Genomic DNA, 18,260 nt, shown 5'->3' with positions numbered 1-18,260 from the left:
TATTTCTCACATTACATAGCTTTTTATCTGACCTCCATTGAACAATAGACCTATTAAACAATATTTAAGTCATTTTGTAAAAATATAATTATTAACGTATAATTTGTATACATAACATGGATGGATGAACCTATGAAAAAAGTCATGATACCTTTAGCTGTGTCATTGCTTACCTTACAAGGATGTACAACTAACGAATCAATGTATAATCCGCGTTATAACAGAGATTATATTTATGCAGTAGGTTTTTATGGTTATCAACCGGAGTGGACTTCCCGTTATTATTCAGGCATTCCAGCCCAGAACTGTAGCTTAGGATATTGTAAGATCTATCCACGTGGCTGGTATATACGTAAGTGGTAATATACAGCATTTATTTTAATTAAAGCCATAAGGTTTTACGAAAGCTAAGTTGGCTCTCTTAAGCTAACTTAGCTTTGATTATTTCTATTCATAATCTTAAAGATTGTTCTGAATGAGTATTACCCTGAAGTTTCACTAACTGCTCTAGTTTGCTTTAGATGGTTTTTAGCAAACTTTGTCTGGATTCCCTAATTCTCCTTGCAGTCCTTGATGTTATACAAAATAATATTGCTTCCAAGTACTCATATTAAATGTAATGCATAAGATTAGCTAAAGTAATAATCATTGCTCTTATATTTCTAACGTGACAATAGTTTGCGAGGTAGGTCATGAAAGGCTGGATACTTTATAAAAGAAATAAACAAGAATTAACTACAAATGATCATGGTGTAAATCGCTTTCTAGCTGTTGCAAATAAACTCCAAATTGAACTTGAAGTGTTTAAGCCAGAGCAGTTTGAGCTTATTGTTGCTAGCCAAAAATATAAAATAATTTTACTTAATGGCAAGAAAATTTCTTTGCCTGATTTTATTATGCCACGCTTAGGTGCAGAAACATCTTACCACGCACTTAATATAATTCGCCAATTAGAATTATTAGGTGTTTGTAGTATTAATACAGCCGAAGCAATTGCAACCGTAAAAGATAGAATGCGAGTCGGACAATTATTAACTTATTATCAGTTACCAGTTCCTAAAACAATGGCCCTTAATTTTCCTATTGCGTTGGAAACCATTAAAAAAGAAATTGGTTTCCCTCTTGTAGTTAAGAATATGACCAGTGCACGTGGCATTGGAGTGAGTTTATGTGAGACTCTCGAGGCTTTTCAAGATTTAACAGGTCTTTTAGGTAGCCAATTTAATCAACAATTAGTGGTTCAGCAATTTATTGCTAGTAGTTATGGTCGAGATTTACGCATACTTGTGATAGGGCAAGAAATAGTAGGTTGTATGCAACGTATCTCGAAATCTGGCTTTAAAGCTAATTACTCGCTTGGAGGCGACGTAGAGCTTTTTGATCTAACGCCTGAGATTGCTAAGCTAGCATTGGAATGTACAAAAATTGTTAATTTAGATATTTCTGGCGTCGATTTACTATTTGGCCAAGACGGATATCTAATTTGCGAAGCTAATTCATCACCAGGCTTTAAAGGAATGGAACTTGCCACAGGAAAGGATATTGCAACAAAAATTATGCATTATGTGATGACTAAAGTGAAAAAGTTTAAAGCTCAAACCCATTAAGCGGGTAACAAGCCCCTCTGTATAGGAGAGGCAAACATTTGCTATTCCTTAGCACGTGAAACGTATTCACCTTTACGAGTATCTACTTTGATCAATTCACCTGTTTGTACGAATAAAGGCACTCTAACCACAGCACCTGTTTCCAGCGTAGCAGGTTTGCCGCCACCGCCTGAAGTATCACCTCTTACACCAGGGTCGGTTTCGGTAATAGTTAAAACAACAAAATTGGGCGGTGTAACTTGAATAGGTTCATTATTCCATAGGGTGACAACGCAAATATCTTGTTCTTTTAACCACTGTTCAGCATCAGCTAAAACTTCTTTATTTACAGCATACTGCTCAAAGGTATCCGGGACCATAAAATGCCATTGTTCTCCATCATTATACAAGTATTGCATTTCAATATCTGCCACATCTGCAGATGGTAAGGTTTCGTTTGATTTAAACGTACGTTCAACAACGCGGCCAGTTTTTAAGTTACGTATTTTAACACGGGTAAAGGCCTGCCCTTTACCGGGTTTAACAAATTCACAATCAATAATACTACAAGGGGCATTATCAATCATAACTTTTAGACCATTCTTTAAATCATTAGTACTATAGGTGGCCATTAGTGCTCCACAGTTGAGATTTGGTTTTAAATTAGATAGAGTGCACCAGTTTATCAAGTATATCTAATGAATGCGAGATTCCTTTGTGCGTTGGAAAAAAATATTGGCTGAGAGTTTTACTTCTTCCCATGAGTTACTTAAATTTCTAGGGTTGCCTACTGACACTGCTAGCGCTGCAGCAGATAAACAGTTTAAAACGAGAGTTCCTTATAGCTTTGCGGCGCGGATGCAAAAGCGAAATCCTCATGATCCTTTATTATTACAAGTACTCGCTACTGATTTTGAATTGGATAAGGTAGAAAACTATATACAAGATCCTTTAAACGAAGCTCAAAGTAACCCGATACCAGGTTTGATTCATAAGTATAAAGGCCGAGTTTTGCTGACCCTTACAGGCATTTGTGCTATAAATTGTCGTTATTGCTTTAGAAGACATTTTCCTTATCAAGATAATAACCCAGGCCAAGAAGGCTGGAAAAAGATAATTGATTATCTGCAAAAAGATAAAACTATTTATGAAGTTATTTTAAGTGGTGGCGATCCATTATTAGCTTCAGATAAAGTTTTAGAGACTTTTATTAAGCAGTTAGAAACTATTGAACACATTAAAATATTGCGCTTTCATACTCGAATTCCCATTGTTTTACCTGAACGAATTACTGAGAATTTCTTACAAATTTTAAAATCCACCTCCCTGCATAAAGTCATGGTTTTACATTGTAATCACGCGCAAGAGGTAGATAATCAAGTAAAATTTGTATGCCGGCTTTTAAGCCAAGTAGGTTGTACTTTACTAAATCAATCTGTGCTTCTGAAGGGCGTAAATAATCATATTAATGCCTTAGTTGATTTAAGTAAGACTTTATTTGATTGTGGCATACTACCTTATTATTTACATTTATTAGATAAGGTAGCAGGTGCTGCGCATTTTGACTTACCTCTAGCAGAAGCACGCAAGCTTTATTTACAATTACAAGCTAAACTCCCTGGTTATTTAGTACCAAGATTAGCCTGTGAGGAGCCTGGGAAAGCTAATAAAACATTAGTCGGCAATTAATCAAAATCTAGCTTAAAGAGACGGGTGCTCTTTGATATCACTAATGTTATCCTATAAAATTACTGGCTTTATTGCGTTTAAAAGTCGAGTAAGGATTGGAAGTTTTTTAGACTTTAAATTGATAGATCTAAAGTTTTTTAAATAAGGATCCAACAAATAAACCTAAATTGCCTAAAGCTGTCTGTCTATAGATACCAAGGCGATTTATTTTAAAAATATTCACAATGAGGGCAGAATTTCTCGCAGAAATAAATTGATGAAGTATCAATCTATTTTCTTTTGTTAAAATATCTTCAATAGGAAGTAACGCTTCAATATTTTGATCAATCCACTGTTTCAAGTGTCCCTGAAACATTCTTTTAATTCTATTAAGTCGCGCCCACAATCCTCTATTGCCACCAATTAAATTAGCTTGATGTTGCCGATAGTTAACTGTAGGGTAGGTGTCATAAAATATTTCTCCACCTGCTCCTGTAATTAATAAGTAAGTCCACCAATCATGTGCAATTAGAGAAGAGTCCTTCTTAGTTAGTTTTACAAGATTAGCAGCAGCGTAATTAAATACCATCGTATTGCCACCACCAATATTCTGGACTAGTGCATTGCGAAACCCTGAAGTTTTATGAAAAAGAGGAGAAAAGCCGATTTCTTGACCTTGTTCATTAATAAGCCTTGTTCTAGAACAATATAAGGTAGGAACAGATTGAGATTGGGTTTCTAACCAGTTAAGCGCCCGTGTCAATTTAGATAAATCCCAAATATCATCTTGATCAGCGTAAGCAAAGTAGTCACCACTTTTATTAATTCGAAAGATTAAGGATAGAAAGTTAGATGCAAATCCCTTTTTAGGGCCATTAAAAAGGTAAAGCTTACCAGGGTAGCGATTTTGATAGCTACTTATAATATGAAGAGTATTGTCAGTTGACCCGTCATCTGAAATCCAAAGCTCCCAATTATCATGCGTTTGATTCACAATTGAATTGAGTTGCTCAACCAAATAACGTTGTCCGTTATAGGTGCACATAAGAATGATGACTTTTAGGTTAGGATGATTTCTGATGGCAGTGTCTTAGAAAATAATTTACTAAGCATCTTAAAATAATTATTTTGTTTTTGTAAATATTTTATTGAGAGAGAATTAGTTTCTTAAAGAAAAATAATTACTGGATTTCGTAGAAGTTACTTTCTTATAAAACTAAAAAATGCTAATTTATGCTGCTTCTTGAGGAAGCTTTTAGTTTGAGCAAGAAAGGGATAATTGGCTGTTTTTAGCTCTTAATTGGTTTAATAATAAAAAGGCAGCATCGGATGGTTTTTTCCTCTTTAATATTCTTATTTCTTTTTCTGCCTAGTGTTAATTTAACGTATTTTCTTTTTCTTAAGCGTATAAGAATTCAGAATTTTATATTAGCCCTATCGAGTTTAGCTTTTTACTATTGGGGAGAGAAAGATCATATTTTTATTATGCTAGCTTGCATCTTTATTAATTATTTATGTGGAATATTAATTCACGATAGTCAGAATGAAAAATACCGCAAGCTTTATTTAATCACATCAGTTATTGCTTCGTTAAGCTTATTGATCTATTTTAAATACTTTAATTTTTTTATAGCAGCCGCCAATCATTTTTTAAACTTAAACCTTACAAATTTTAGTAAAATTGTACTACCACTGGGCATTAGTTTTTATACTTTCCACTCGCTTAGCTATGTCATTGACGTTTATTGGAAGAAAGTTCAAGCTGAAAGAAATTTAATCACTTTTGTAGGTTATGTGTCCTTGTTTCCACAGTTGGTCGCAGGACCTATCGTTCGTTATTGCGATATCAGGCATTCTTTTTATCGACGCTATATAACTCGAGCTGGATTTCGCAATGGAATATTACGATTTTGTTTTGGCTTAGGTAAGAAGGTCATTATTGCTAACGAAGTTGCGAGAATTGCAGATATAGTTTTTAGCTTACCAACAACCGATTTAACCTTTACCTTAGCTTGGTTGGGTGCTATTGCCTATGCTCTTCAGATTTATTTTGATTTTTCTGGTTATTCTGATATGGCAATAGGAATTGGCCTTATGTTTGGTTTTAGATATAAGGAAAATTTTAGGTTTCCCTATAATTCTTTATCTATTCAAGAGTTTTGGCGTAAATGGCATATTTCTTTATCAAGTTGGTTTAGAGATTATGTTTATATTCCCCTGGGCGGGAATCGTAAATCAAAAATGCGAACCTACTCTAACCTATTAATTGTTTTTGGCTTATGTGGCTTTTGGCATGGCGCCAGTTATACTTTTATTTTTTGGGGACTTTTTCATGGTTTATTTCTAATTTTAGAAAGAACTTCTTTTGGTACTCTTATTAATCATCTACCTAAGCTCTTACGTCATGCTTATGTAATGCTAGTGGTGATAGTAGGCTGGGTATTTTTTAGAGAGGAGCACATAACACAAGCATTTTCTTTTCTTAAAGCCATGTTTCTACCTAATGATCTTAGTCTTAAAGCTATAGAAGGTTCATTAAATCTTATATTAATAGCTATTTACTTTACGGGTATTATATTGGCATTTGGCACGACAGAAAGAATAAAAAATTCTATATGTACTAAGCAGTATAAGGCCTGGATTGTAGGTTACAGACAAGTAAGTATTTTTATGGCTTTAGTAATTTTGTTTCTAGCAACTTTATCTTTAAGTAATAATTCTTATAACCCCTTTCTTTATTTTAAATTTTGATGACATGAATTTTTTATATGAAAATTACTGATAAATTACTAATTTTAACTTTTATAATCTTTATTTTTATCCCAAGTATTGGCTTGTTTTTTAAAAAGGATCCTGAGCAAATTCGAGCCTCATTGAATCGTGAACCTAATTCTTTACCTGAGATTAACATTAAACGCTTAGGAAAAACCAATTTTAAACGGATAGAAGGTTGGTTTGCTGATCAAGCATTCTTAATAACGTCATTTAGTAAATTATGGAGTGATTTTAATTATTTTTTAGCAGTTAGTTCTAAACCTAAAGAAACAATTATTGGCAAAAATGGTTGGCTGTTTTTAGGTAATTTCTATAACTCAACCTTAGACCAGTATGGGGGTAAAAAATTACCTACTAGCGAAGAAATTACATCGACTATAAATGCAATTAAGCGAATGTATACAGTTGCCCAACGAAACAATATCCCTTTTTTAGTAACTATTGCGCCAGATAAACATAATATTTACCCTGAATACTTACCTAATTACATAAAGAAATCGCCTCTTCCAAGTCGATATGATCTCATTACTAAAGAATTAAAAGAAAACCATATTCATTTTATTGATTTAAGAGAAACTGAAATACAGGCTAAATCTACTTTAGGTAAAAAATATGGTGATATTTATTTAAAATGCGATAGTCACTGGAATTTTTTAGGAGCTTATGCTGCCTATCAAGCTATAGCTGACTATGTCAATAAATTGGGTATAAAAATAAAAAAAATTGATTATGATTTTTTACCTATGACAACTAAAATTGGTGATTTGGCTAATTTTTTACAAATTAATAAGTGTGAATCTAATTCTCCAATGCCTGATATTTCAAATTTAGCGTTAGATCTCTGGAGCAAAAGTGAACAAGGTTTGCAAAGATTAGATCCGTGGGCTTCATCTGGTAACAGCCTATTACTTCCTTCTGAAGTTATTAATAATGCAGCCGAAAACAATTTAACTTCTTTGGTCATTGGTGATAGCTTCTCAGAAGCGCTAATATTTTTCTTACGTAATAACTTTCATAATACTATACAAGTTCATATTTTTAATAGGAATGCAAAGCTTGTTGAATTAATTAAAAATCATCACCCTAATATAATTATATTCGAGCTAGTAGAGCGTTCTTTAAGGAATTTTTCAACCAGTCTTTAGTAAAAGTGAAAATTGTTACACAGACAATAATACCTGTGATTCTCGACACGCCTATTTTTGACTTATGTAAAAGTAAAATATTGTGGCTGTATCCATGATAATTTTTTAAAATCACTTATCACATTATAAATGTCAAGCCTGAATCCTTCTTAGGGTGAAATATTGTAATTGAAAAAGTATTATGGCAAGATTTCACCACCAACAATTAAGGTAAAGATAGTTGAGCTTTTTTCCTACTTGAGCAAGTGTTATCTGACACAGAACAACATAATGAAGGCTAATTTATGAAGTTAATTTAACTTAACCTTTAATACATTTTTGTTGTTAAACTCATTCATTTTGAAGGCTTGATATGGAGCGCATAGAGGTGGGCCTTAGACTGGTTTAAATACAATTAAACCTAATAAGGCTTATTTCAAGGACTCCTTCTCTTTATTTAATGATTGATAATTTATTATCCTTGTAATTAGTGAAATGAGTATAAGCCTTTAAAGGCACTTTAGTGAAGGGGTAGTTTAATGAACGCGACACAATTAAAAATTACAGATGTAATTTTATTGCAGCCTAAGGTATTTGAAGATGCTCGTGGATTTTTCTTTGAAAGTTTTAATCAAGCTCATTTTGAAGAAATCATTGGACGTCCAGCTCATTTTGTTCAGGATAATCATTCGCGTTCTGGAAAAAATGTTTTACGTGGCCTTCATTATCAAATTAAACAAGCGCAGGGTAAACTAGTTCGAGTATGTTCAGGCGCTATTTTTGATGTGGCTGTTGATATTAGAGCTTCTTCGCCAACGTTTGGTCAATGGGTAGGTGAAATACTTTCCGCAGAAAATAAAAAACAACTCTGGGTACCAGAAGGCTTTGCACACGGTTTCTTTGTTTTGTCAGAAACTGCAGAAGTACTTTATAAGACAACCGATTATTGGGCGCCTGAACATGAGCGTTGTATTAAATGGGATGATGTTGATCTTGCGATTGATTGGCCCGCTGATGAGCAACCACAAGTTTCACTAAAAGATGGACAAGGCTTGCCGTTGTCTACAGCAGAATTGTTTGCTTAATTGCAAACTAAATAATCAAAGGCACATAACATGAGTTGGGGAACAGTTATCCAAGTAAGTCAAATGATAACTTGTTTCCTCTATGTTGTTTGACTATTTTTTATTAAGGAAGATTATGGTATTTAGCTCTCCTGTTTTTCTCTTCTTGTTCCTACCTTTACTGCTTAGTGTATATTATTTACTGCATCCCCGTTACAGAAACATCATTCTCCTTTTAGGAAGTTTGTTTTTCTATGCCTGGGGCGAGCCATTGTATGTTCTACTTATGATAAGTTCTATTTTATTTAACTGGGCAATTGGACTAGGTATTGCAACTCTTTCGGACAAGAGATGGCGATTTTTAGTATTAGGATTTGGAGTTAGTGTTAATTTAATTACACTAGCCTATTATAAATATGCTGCTTTTTTAATATCAAGTTTTAATATAGTTTTATTTAAAATACTTCATTTCAATTTAGATGTTCATAATATTATTTTACCTGTAGGTATATCTTTTTTTACCTTTCACGCCATATCTTATATTGTTGATGTCTATAGAGGCCAAGGCTATGTATTACGAAACCCGCTGAATATGGGCCTTTATATTTCATTCTTTCCTCAACTTGTTGCAGGTCCTATCATACGTTATCACGATATTGCTCAACAATTATTAAAGCGAACGAATTCAATAGCGAGATTTTCATCAGGCATAGAGCGTTTTGTATTTGGATTAGGTAAAAAAATTCTTATTGCTAATACCTTAGGCCAGATTGCTGATCAAGCATTTAATACACCTAATTCTTCTTTATCTACTTCTATAGCTTGGTTTGGCCTCATTTGCTATACATTACAAATTTATTTTGATTTTTCAGGTTACTCTGATATGGCTGTTGGCCTTGCTCGCTTATTTGGCTTTGAGCTGACTGAAAATTTCAATTATCCCTATATTTCACGATCAGTCCGAGAGTTTTGGCGCAGATGGCATTTATCTTTGTCAACTTGGTTTAGGGACTATCTTTATATTCCACTAGGTGGAAACAGAGGTTCTTGGTGGCGGGTACGGTTGAATCTGTTTACTGTTTTTTTTCTTTGCGGATTATGGCATGGCGCAAGCTGGAATTTCGTAGTTTGGGGCATGTTTCATGGTATGCTTTTGGTAATTGAGCGAGGTAATTTTGGTAAAAAAATTGATCATGCGCCAGCCTTTATTGGCCATATCTATACCCTACTTATGGTTATGATTGGCTGGGTATTCTTTAGGGCTGATACATTAATTTATGCTTTAGTATACCTCAAAACTATGTTTTTGGGGGGGCACGGACATGGGTTTACTCCAGAAATGGCTATTTATTTAAATAGCTATACATTTTTTATCCTTATAGTTGGAATCATCACATCCTGCCCAATTTTAACTTTTCTGGCGCGTGATTGGCGTAACCGTTTGTTCCCTGCGCATGTACAAAAGGGTTATATAAAAGCTGTAGAAGGCCTACAGTTATCTGATGCTAGTCTGTCATTAATGACCACACGTTTCGCAGTAACATCATTTATTCTTATAGGTAGCCTCTCTAAGCTAGCTACTACAACATATAACCCGTTTATTTATTTTAGGTTTTGATATGGAAAATTTAAATAAGGAACAATTTTTTAATTATTTACTCGTTCTTTTTTTTGTTATGCTATTAACGCTGCCATTAATTGGAATTAAGTTAACAACTACTGATGCTGCAGAACAAAGAGTTCATAATAAGCGGCCTAAACTTATTCTGTCTAAAGAAGGCGTGAAGCTATTCCCTCATGATTTTGAAGCCTACTTTAACGACAACTTTGGCTTTCGTAGTTATTTTTTAGATCTATATAATCAAGCTGTTCATTATTTATTTAAGGAATCCGGCTCGCCTAGAGTGATAGTTGGGAAAAATGGTTGGTTATTTTATAGTGATGAGAAAAGTTTAGAAGATATACAAGGGAGAGAGCATTTCTCACCAGAGGAATTAGAGAAATGGGCTTTGACCATAAAAGAGAAAGGTTCATGGCTAGCTAGTAGGGGAATAAAATATCGTTTTGTAATTCCGCCAGATAAACACAGTATTTATACTGAATATCTACCTGCGAGTCATAAACGACATACTCCTTCTCGTTTTCAAGAATTAATGACTTATTTAGGTTCTAATCCTTACGTTATAGATTTATTTTCTCCTTTGAAAGAAAAGAAAAGCCCGCATAATCCTAAACTCTATTTTCAGACAGATACCCATTGGACATCATATGGCGCTTACGTGGGATACTTAAATATTATGAAGTCATTAGGGAAGGACTATGTACAAAATACGATCTTATATAAAGAAGAAAATTTTAAGGATACCCCAAAAGCTAAAAAAGATTTAGCGATAATGGCTAGGCTTAATTTGTTAGAAGGAGATATTGTTCCTGAGCCAGATACAAATTATGTTTACCCAGCTCAGCTACTTTACCCTTTAGGGTTTAAGCAAAATGCATTTAAAACAGGGGCTACCTATGCACCACCTAAAACCAAAAGATTGCTAATTTTTCATGACTCATTTACCACTCGTATGTCGAGATACTTTTCCTCTGGATTTGAGCGAGTAGTTTATTTTTGGGGTATGCCAGATAATGAACAATTCATTCAACTAGTCTTACAAGAAAACCCTGATGTTGTTATAGAAGAGCGCGTAGAGCGCTCAATGCGATTTGTGCCTAATCCAGATTTATATGAAAGTTTAAAAAAATTAAATGATCCAAAAAACCATCAATATACTGATGCAGAGTTAACTGCAAGAAGAGAAGCTTACGAGTTAATTAATAAGAATGCACAGGTATCCAAAGATGAGAAGGGAATTTATATTAACCTTAAGGGAGAAATTTGGGCTCGTTTCCCTGAAAAAGATGTTCTTGGCGGAAGTATTGATTCCCTTATCCAAGAAGGAGATTATACTGTAATATACGGCTGGGCAGCTTTTACCGATGCTAATAAACCCGCAGATTATGTAGGCGTTATTTCTAATAACCGAGTTGTCTTTATTGATGCCATTAGCTTGGATCGAGCTGATGTGGCTAATTATTTTAATAATCCCATGTTAATGAGATCAGGATTTAAATTAAAAATCCCTACTGAATTGGTTGGCTCAAAAGACAATATACAATTATTTGCTATAAAAGGTAAGCGGGTTGCTTTTTTATCTTAAGAAAAAACTATGAGTACAAATTCAAAAACAGCAAAAAGCTTTACTAACTCAATTGCAGTACTTTCTTGTTGGCTTAAACAGCCAACATCACCTTTTGCTCTCATTAAGAGTCTTGTGTCGAATAAGTATTTAATCTTACAAATGTCTAAAAGAGAGGTAGCAAGTCGCTATCGAGGATCACTTTTAGGCTTTACCTGGACTTTCTTTAACCCTTTAAGTATGTTAATCGTATATACATTCGTCTTTTCGCAAATTTTTCATGCGCGCTGGGAAGGTGTAGGTAATACGGATCCTTTTCAATTTGGATTAATTTTTTTTGTGGGGCTAATTATACAGAGCTTTTTTGCTGAGGTCATAAATCGCTCCCCAAATTTAATTATTTCTAATAATAATTATGTTAAAAAAGTAGTATTTCCGTTAGAAATATTGCCAGTTATCACATTATGTTCAGCTTTATTTAACGCTATTATTAGTATATTAGTATTATTACTGTCTTTTTTCTTATTAAAGGGTTATATCCATTTAACTTTATTTTTTACGCCAATAATTTTATTCCCTCTCTCCTTATTTATATTAGGCTTAGCATGGATTTTCTCAGCATTAGGTGTATTTTTGCGTGATATTGGGCAGTTTATTATTGTATTAACTACCATGTTGGTTTTTCTTTCTCCTGTATTTTATCCAATTACCGCTGTACCTGAAAAATATAGACCCATTATTATGGTTAACCCTTTGACCTTTATTATTGAGCAAATGCGAGACATCTTATTGTGGGGAAATTTACCTAATTGGATTGGCTTAGGTTTTTATACATTAGCTGCCAGTACCTTTGCTTGGTTAGGGTATATTCTCTTTCAAAAAACGAGAAGGGGGTTTGCGGATGTCCTCTAATGATGTATGTATTAGTGTAAACAGTCTCAGTAAATGCTATCAAGTTTATGAAACACCCAAAGATAGGCTCAAGCAATTCCTTCTTCCGCCTTTTCAGAAAAGGTTTACAAATCAAGCAAAAAACTATTTTAAAGAATTTTGGGCATTAAAAAATATATCTTTTACCGTTAAAAGAGGCGAAACAGTTGGTATTATTGGCCGTAATGGTTCAGGCAAATCAACTCTTTTACAAATTATCTGCGGAACATTGCTACCTACTGAAGGTACAATAAGAAAAACTGGCCGAATTGCTGCACTATTAGAGCTTGGTTCAGGATTTAATCCGGAGTTTACAGGTCGTGAAAATGTGTACATGAATGCTTCAATCCTTGGGCTTACTCCAGATGAAATAGATGAGCTTTATGAAGATATTGTCGCTTTTGCTGATATGAAAAACTTTATGGATCAACCTGTAAAGACTTATTCCAGTGGGATGATGGTAAGGTTAGCTTTTGCTGTTCAAGCTCAAATTAATCCTGACATCTTAATTGTTGATGAAGCTCTTGCAGTAGGAGATGTTAAATTTCAGGCTAAATGTTTTGAACGTTTGCGGATATTAAAAGAGAATGGGACAAGTATACTTTTAGTTACGCATTCAAGCGATCAAATTATTAAGCATTGCTCGCACTCAATTTTGTTAGATAATGGTGTAATCTTAGAAACTGGTAGACCTTTAGATGTTACCAATAGGTATATGGATTTATTATTTGGTAAGCAACCAGTAAAGAGTCTTCCCCCTACTGAAATAGAATCAAAAAAAACCATTTTATTGTCTAACCTCTCACTAAAGCACTGCTTAAATATTACAGAAGATGTATTTTCTAGTCACTCAGGTTATAACCCTAATGAATATCGTTGGGGCGATAAAAAAGCCAAAATACTTGATTTTTATATGCAGGCAGATGACGAACCTTATCCGGCTTCAGTCTATTCGGGCCAGAATATTTTATTAAGTGTTTCAGTAAAATTAATGCATGAACTAGTACGCCCAATCCTTGGTATCACCATTAAGACTACTGAAGGAATTACCGTCTATGGCACTAATTCAGAAATGCTGGACTTATCAGAGTTAAAAAGAGTGTGGGCTCCAGGCCAAGTCTATCAATTTCATGCTTCATTTCAATGCTTACTAGCTTCGGGAGATTATTTTATTTCTCTAGGTATTGCCACCCGCGAAGGCGAAGAGGTTATTCCTCATGATAGAAGGTATGACTCAATTCACTTTCATGTAAAATCTGGAACAAACTTTTCTGGACTTGCTAACTTGGGTCTTACGTTAACAGTAGAGGAAATTTCTTAATGAACTCTTTATTTACTCCTAATTCTGATTATATTCTAGACAGTAAAACCCAAGTATGGTCTCGCCCTGATTATCAAAGCATTGCCTACAGTGACGGCGATGAGATTGAAGAACGTCTTGCTTGTATTTTAGCAGAGGCAAACGATGTAAGTGTATTATCTAACGAATTAAAAAAGTACTGGGCAGATTGGCCTTTACTTTACCATTTAAGTGGTGCCAGAGCTAATCTTATGAGACCTTTTGAAGATGAACTTAATGGTGCAGATGTACTAGAAATAGGCGCTGGGTGTGGAGCAATAACACGCTTCTTAGGAGAAAGTAATGCAAATGTCATTGCTCTAGAAGGTACTCACCGACGTGCTGCAATCACGCGAACGCGTACACGCAATTTAAAAAATATAGAGGTGGTCTGTGAACGTTTTGATCAATTTCAAGGAGATAAGAAATTTGATTTCATTACGCTAATCGGCGTATTAGAGTATGCTAATATGTATATGCCTTCCGAAGAAGAGCCATCTGTATTAGCCTTATTAAGACGGGCTCGCCAATTTTTAAAACCTGATGGCAAATTAATTATAGCTATTGAAAATCAGCTCGGTTTAAAATATTTTGCTGGTGCTCCTGAAGATCACTTAGGCTTACCTATGTATGGTATTGAAGAGCGTTATCGTAATAATGAGCCTCAGACTTATGGCCGTCAAGTTTTGACAAATTATATTAAACAAGCAGGTTTTGCTTCTTCAAATTTTTTTGGCTCGTTTCCCGATTATAAATTTCCAGTAACGATTATCAGTGAGCAAGGGTTTACTCATGAGGAGTTTGATCCAATAGCTTTAATCAAAGCTTCAGTTAAAAAAGATCCACAATTACCGAGTATTTTATCTTTTTCACCTGAATTAGTGTGGCCTAGTCTCTGTAATAATAAGGTGGCTTTAGATTTCGCTAATTCATTTTTAATTGAAGCTAATCAATCGGCGGCAAATGAGTTATTAAAAACTAATATACTTGCTTATCATTACAGTACTGAAAGGCGAAGCTACTTTAGCAAAGCAACTATCTTTAAACAAACAGAGGCCGGAGCTATTGACGTTTGTTATCATCTACTAGCCTCTAGACCAATTGACCCTGTAAAGACAGAATGGGTAACTCATTCACTAGAAGATAAAGCTCCTTATATATCTGGTAAACTACTTATAGATGATTTAATTAGGATTGTAACTCAAGACGGATGGCATATTCGAGAAGTAGGCAATTTTTTACATCGTTATATTAATGTTATTTTGTCATTATGTAACCTAACCATACCCGTAGATTCAATTACTGTTGATACGCCTTTACCAGGTAAGTGTTTTGATATGGGCGGAAATATTATTATTAGTCCAGACGGTAAACCTCATTTAATTGATAAAGAATGGATTATTAAACAGACTTTGTCAGTAGGTTTTATTTTATTTAGATGCTTACTGGCTCTAATTAATAATCTTTCTAGGTTTGGAAAACCGATTTGCCCTAACATAAAAACTCGCCTAGATTTCTTTCTAGAAGCCTATAGAGAAGCAGGATTTGAAATTAATCAAGACAAGATAAGACAATATAGCCAGCTTGAAGAAAAAATATATAGTGAAGTTATAGGGTTGGCCATCAATAGTGAAGTACACTGGCCTCTAGATATTCTGCTCTCCTCTAGTAATTTAGGTCAAGCTATACAAGATAAAGATCAGCAAAGTCGAGCTTTAACTTATGAGCTTGAGCAGATAACTAACCAATATAAGGAATTGTCTAATCAGTATAATGAACTTTTCAATCAACTTAATGCATTAAGTAATCAGCATAGAGAGCTCTCTCAATATGCTAATAGTCAGAATACCTCTAGTTTGGAATACAAAAACCAATTGGAAGCTATTAAAAATTCTTTAAGCTGGAAGATTTCTAAACCAGTTCGAATTATAGGAAGTACAATGTTAAAGTTTAAAAGAGTTACTTACTTGGCAAAAAAGGGTTATCAGGTTTACAAAGAAGAAGGTTACCAGAGGTTTAAGGAAAAAATACAAGCTAGAATAAAAGATCGTCCTTACTACTGGCGTTTTTTATTAATTTCTAGAGGTTCCATCAAATTTTTACAATATTCTATTTCTGGACAATTATTGCAAAAATGTCGTGCATATGGAGGCATTAGAGAAACAATTTCTAGTTTTTTAACGGTACAATCCCTCGTGGGTACTGGTGCTCCTGCGAGTTATTGTTTGCAAGTCCCGTTAAGTTATTCATTTGAAAAATGGACAACGGCTCCAGAAATTGCAGTCATGTGCCATATGTTTTATGTCGATCTTTTAGAGGAAATTTCAGGTTATTTGAAAAATATTCCCTTCCCATTTGACCTATTTATTACCACTGATACTCAAGCAAAAAAGGCGGAAATTGAAAACTATTTTTTAGAGTGGACAAGAGGATCTGTAAGTGTAAAAGTCGTTGAGAATCGTGGTAGAGATATTGCGCCGAAGGTAATTGAATTTGCTCACATTTATTCTCAATATGAGTTTTTCCTGCATATCCATACAAAAAAATCACCACATTACAGAAGTAGAGGTTGGCGGAATTATTTATTTGAGACCTTACTAGGCTCTGAAAGAATTATTCGAAGTATTTTTGAGGCATTTAGACAAGATAAAGATTTAGGTATAATTGCGCCTGAGCATTTCCCTTTACTACGCCCCTATATAGGATGGGGAAATAATTTTAAAATTTCGCAAGATTTTGCAAAAAAGATAGGAATAGAATTATATAAAAATAATCGAATAGATTTTCCTTCCGGGTCTATGTTTTGGGGTAGATCAGCGAGTTTAAAATCGTTAATAGATACTCAGCTGAGCTATAATGATTTTCCTGAAGGTAATCATGAAACGGATGGCACATTAGCACATGCTATAGAAAGACTATATTTCTTTCTATGTGAGCATGAAGGATATAAATGGATTAAAATTAGCCTAAATACTCAAACAATAACTAATCAAACTAGCTCAATAACAAATCCAATAGATTTGGTTAACTTTATTGATACCCACCAATACAAATTAATCAATATAAGAGACGAAGAGCCATCGCCTTTTTTACATATAGAGGAGCTAGCTTACAAAAAGTCAGATTATAAACACTTAAGCCTGTTAGAATTTCAACACGAGCTTCATAAACTAATTAAAGGTGAGCAGAGTTTAATTGATTTTAATGAAGAATTTTACTTAGCTGCACATCAAGATGTAGCAGAGGCCGTTGCAAAGGCAAGAATTCCTTGTGGATATATCCATTACTGTCTAAATGGCAAAGATGAACGCAGAATATGGAGCAATAATCAGATCCAAAAAAAATTTTCTATGGCGCCTAACTATCCTAAAGGCTTATTTTCTCCGAAAAATATTCATCCTTCCTTCCCGAAGTATGAAGCTTTACCGATTTTAGTAGAGAGTAAAGAGTCTTTTCTCCTTATTTTATTTTCTCATCTACAAGAAGATATTTTTTATGGTGGATATACGGCTTTTTTTAATGACTTTGCTCTTGTATTTAGCCAGTTTAAAAAAATAGTCTTATCTGTAGAATCTGCAGAGTTCATGCCAAGCCTTGCAACTCGCTATGCTGATCATATTGAAGTTATTCATGAGAGTGACCTGGGCAACCTTGATTGTACGCCTACTCTTATTGTTTGCTTTAATCATCATCTTTTTCATAAAGCCTTGCGTTTATTTAATGACGTTAATAAAACAATTTATTATTGTCAGGAATTTGAAGCGTGCGATTATCCTTTAAGTGAGAGGTATATAGAGGTAGAAAAAGCAATTTATAATGCACGTAACCTTATTCTTTCTACTGAGCTCTTAAAGCGTTTCTTAGTAAATAAAAATCTTATTACAGAGGATAATAAAGTCTATATTACCAGTCCTAAAATTGAGCCTATAAATGCCTTAGAAAAGAAAACTAAAAAGCTCTTTTTCTATTTTCGCCCAGAGGGTTTTAACTTACGAAATCTATCAAATCTTTTACGTGAGACTGCTGAAGCATTTTGTATGAAGCATCAAGGGTATACTATTTACATGGTTGGTACAGTTGATACTCGCTACTCTTATGAGGTAAATGGTACGCAAATTTATGTGCTAAGTAAACTTTCAAAGCAAGCATATATTGATCTGCTTTCTTCAAGTGATGTGGTTGTGTCAATGATTTATTCTGCTCATCCTGGTATTATCGCTTATCAAGCAGCTGCCTCAGGAATACCATCCATAACCAATACCTATGATAATCGCGACAAGGCATTTCTTAAGAAAATATCAAAAAATATTGTTCCCTATGATCCAGTTCGTGATGACCTTATAGAGTTAATTGAGTATGCATTGACTTTACCAAAAGGTAATAAAGATTTTAATGAACAACTATACTCTGGCAAGCAGGAAGGCTCATTATCTGATTATATTAATAATATATGCAAGGTGGATAAACTAAATAAGACCTATTTAAGAAAGGTACTTGACCAAGTTGTCGAAGCTTAAATTGAGTAAAAATAATTGGTGAAATGCTATAATTTAAATTTTAATAAGGCTATGAGTTATAGTAATAAAATG

General features: G+C 34.0%; 13 protein-coding genes. 11 read left to right on the top strand and 2 right to left on the bottom strand.

Going from position 1 to position 18,260, the window contains the following annotated elements; all coding sequences use genetic code 11:
* Nucleotides 1-132: 132 nt before the first annotated feature.
* Together ACQUW5_RS09460 and ACQUW5_RS09455 are read left to right on the top strand one after the other, a co-directional pair.
* Nucleotides 133-363 (top strand): hypothetical protein, encoded by a 231-nt coding sequence (locus ACQUW5_RS09460; RefSeq protein WP_444990996.1) that lies wholly within the window; start codon nucleotides 133-135, stop codon nucleotides 361-363.
* A gap of 329 nt (nucleotides 364-692) precedes the next feature.
* Nucleotides 693-1,607: an ATP-grasp domain-containing protein gene (locus ACQUW5_RS09455; RefSeq protein ID WP_444990995.1), complete on the top strand. Its 915-nt coding sequence runs from the start codon at nucleotides 693-695 to the stop codon at nucleotides 1,605-1,607.
* A gap of 41 nt (nucleotides 1,608-1,648) precedes the next feature.
* Here the strand turns inward: ACQUW5_RS09455 and efp are convergent, their stop codons facing one another.
* Nucleotides 1,649-2,218 carry an elongation factor P gene (efp, locus tag ACQUW5_RS09450; protein ID WP_444990994.1) on the bottom strand — a complete coding sequence of 190 codons (570 nt, stop codon included), beginning with the start codon at nucleotides 2,216-2,218 and terminating at the stop codon, nucleotides 1,649-1,651.
* 70 nt (nucleotides 2,219-2,288) lie between these two features.
* Here efp and epmB point away from each other — a divergent pair, with 70 nt between their 5' ends.
* Entirely contained in the window at nucleotides 2,289-3,275 is a 987-nt protein-coding gene (gene epmB / locus ACQUW5_RS09445) for an EF-P beta-lysylation protein EpmB (protein ID WP_444990993.1), read from the top strand.
* A 127-nt stretch (nucleotides 3,276-3,402) separates the two neighbouring features.
* Here the strand turns inward: epmB and ACQUW5_RS09440 are convergent, their stop codons facing one another.
* The gene (locus ACQUW5_RS09440) at nucleotides 3,403-4,299 is read right to left on the bottom strand and encodes a glycosyltransferase family 2 protein (protein WP_444990992.1); all 897 of its coding nucleotides are present in this window, start codon (nucleotides 4,297-4,299) and stop codon (nucleotides 3,403-3,405) included.
* Between the two features lie 284 nt (nucleotides 4,300-4,583).
* Between ACQUW5_RS09440 and ACQUW5_RS09435 the strand changes: the two genes are divergently transcribed.
* The 8 genes from ACQUW5_RS09435 to ACQUW5_RS09400 all read left to right on the top strand — a co-directional run bounded on the left by ACQUW5_RS09435 (nucleotide 4,584) and on the right by ACQUW5_RS09400 (nucleotide 18,188).
* Nucleotides 4,584-6,005 (top strand): MBOAT family O-acyltransferase, encoded by a 1,422-nt coding sequence (locus ACQUW5_RS09435; protein ID WP_444990991.1) that lies wholly within the window; start codon nucleotides 4,584-4,586, stop codon nucleotides 6,003-6,005.
* Nucleotides 6,006-6,022: 17 nt separating this feature from the next.
* Nucleotides 6,023-7,174 (top strand): alginate O-acetyltransferase AlgX-related protein, encoded by a 1,152-nt coding sequence (locus tag ACQUW5_RS09430; protein WP_444990990.1) that lies wholly within the window; start codon nucleotides 6,023-6,025, stop codon nucleotides 7,172-7,174.
* A 518-nt stretch (nucleotides 7,175-7,692) separates the two neighbouring features.
* The gene (gene rfbC / locus ACQUW5_RS09425) at nucleotides 7,693-8,238 is read left to right on the top strand and encodes a dTDP-4-dehydrorhamnose 3,5-epimerase (protein ID WP_444990989.1); all 546 of its coding nucleotides are present in this window, start codon (nucleotides 7,693-7,695) and stop codon (nucleotides 8,236-8,238) included.
* Between the two features lie 115 nt (nucleotides 8,239-8,353).
* Complete coding sequence (locus ACQUW5_RS09420; protein WP_444990988.1) at nucleotides 8,354-9,835, top strand: MBOAT family O-acyltransferase; 1,482 nt, start codon at nucleotides 8,354-8,356, stop codon at nucleotides 9,833-9,835.
* A gap of 1 nt (nucleotide 9,836) precedes the next feature.
* Complete coding sequence (locus tag ACQUW5_RS09415; RefSeq protein ID WP_444990987.1) at nucleotides 9,837-11,423, top strand: alginate O-acetyltransferase AlgX-related protein; 1,587 nt, start codon at nucleotides 9,837-9,839, stop codon at nucleotides 11,421-11,423.
* A 9-nt stretch (nucleotides 11,424-11,432) separates the two neighbouring features.
* Complete coding sequence (locus ACQUW5_RS09410; protein WP_444990986.1) at nucleotides 11,433-12,314, top strand: ABC transporter permease; 882 nt, start codon at nucleotides 11,433-11,435, stop codon at nucleotides 12,312-12,314.
* On the top strand, nucleotides 12,304-13,653 hold the full coding sequence (locus ACQUW5_RS09405) for an ABC transporter ATP-binding protein (RefSeq protein WP_444990985.1): 1,350 nt from the start codon (nucleotides 12,304-12,306) through the stop codon (nucleotides 13,651-13,653). The genes ACQUW5_RS09410 and ACQUW5_RS09405 overlap by 11 nt, the downstream gene beginning before the upstream one ends.
* The gene (locus ACQUW5_RS09400) at nucleotides 13,653-18,188 is read left to right on the top strand and encodes a rhamnosyltransferase WsaF family glycosyltransferase (protein ID WP_444990984.1); all 4,536 of its coding nucleotides are present in this window, start codon (nucleotides 13,653-13,655) and stop codon (nucleotides 18,186-18,188) included. Before ACQUW5_RS09405 ends, ACQUW5_RS09400 begins: the two co-directional genes overlap by 1 nt.
* Nucleotides 18,189-18,260: the final 72 nt, after the last annotated feature.

The organism is Legionella pelazae, from assembly GCF_052527395.1.
Note: the sequence above shows the minus strand (reverse complement) of the source record. Positions and strands in the feature narration are given on the sequence as shown.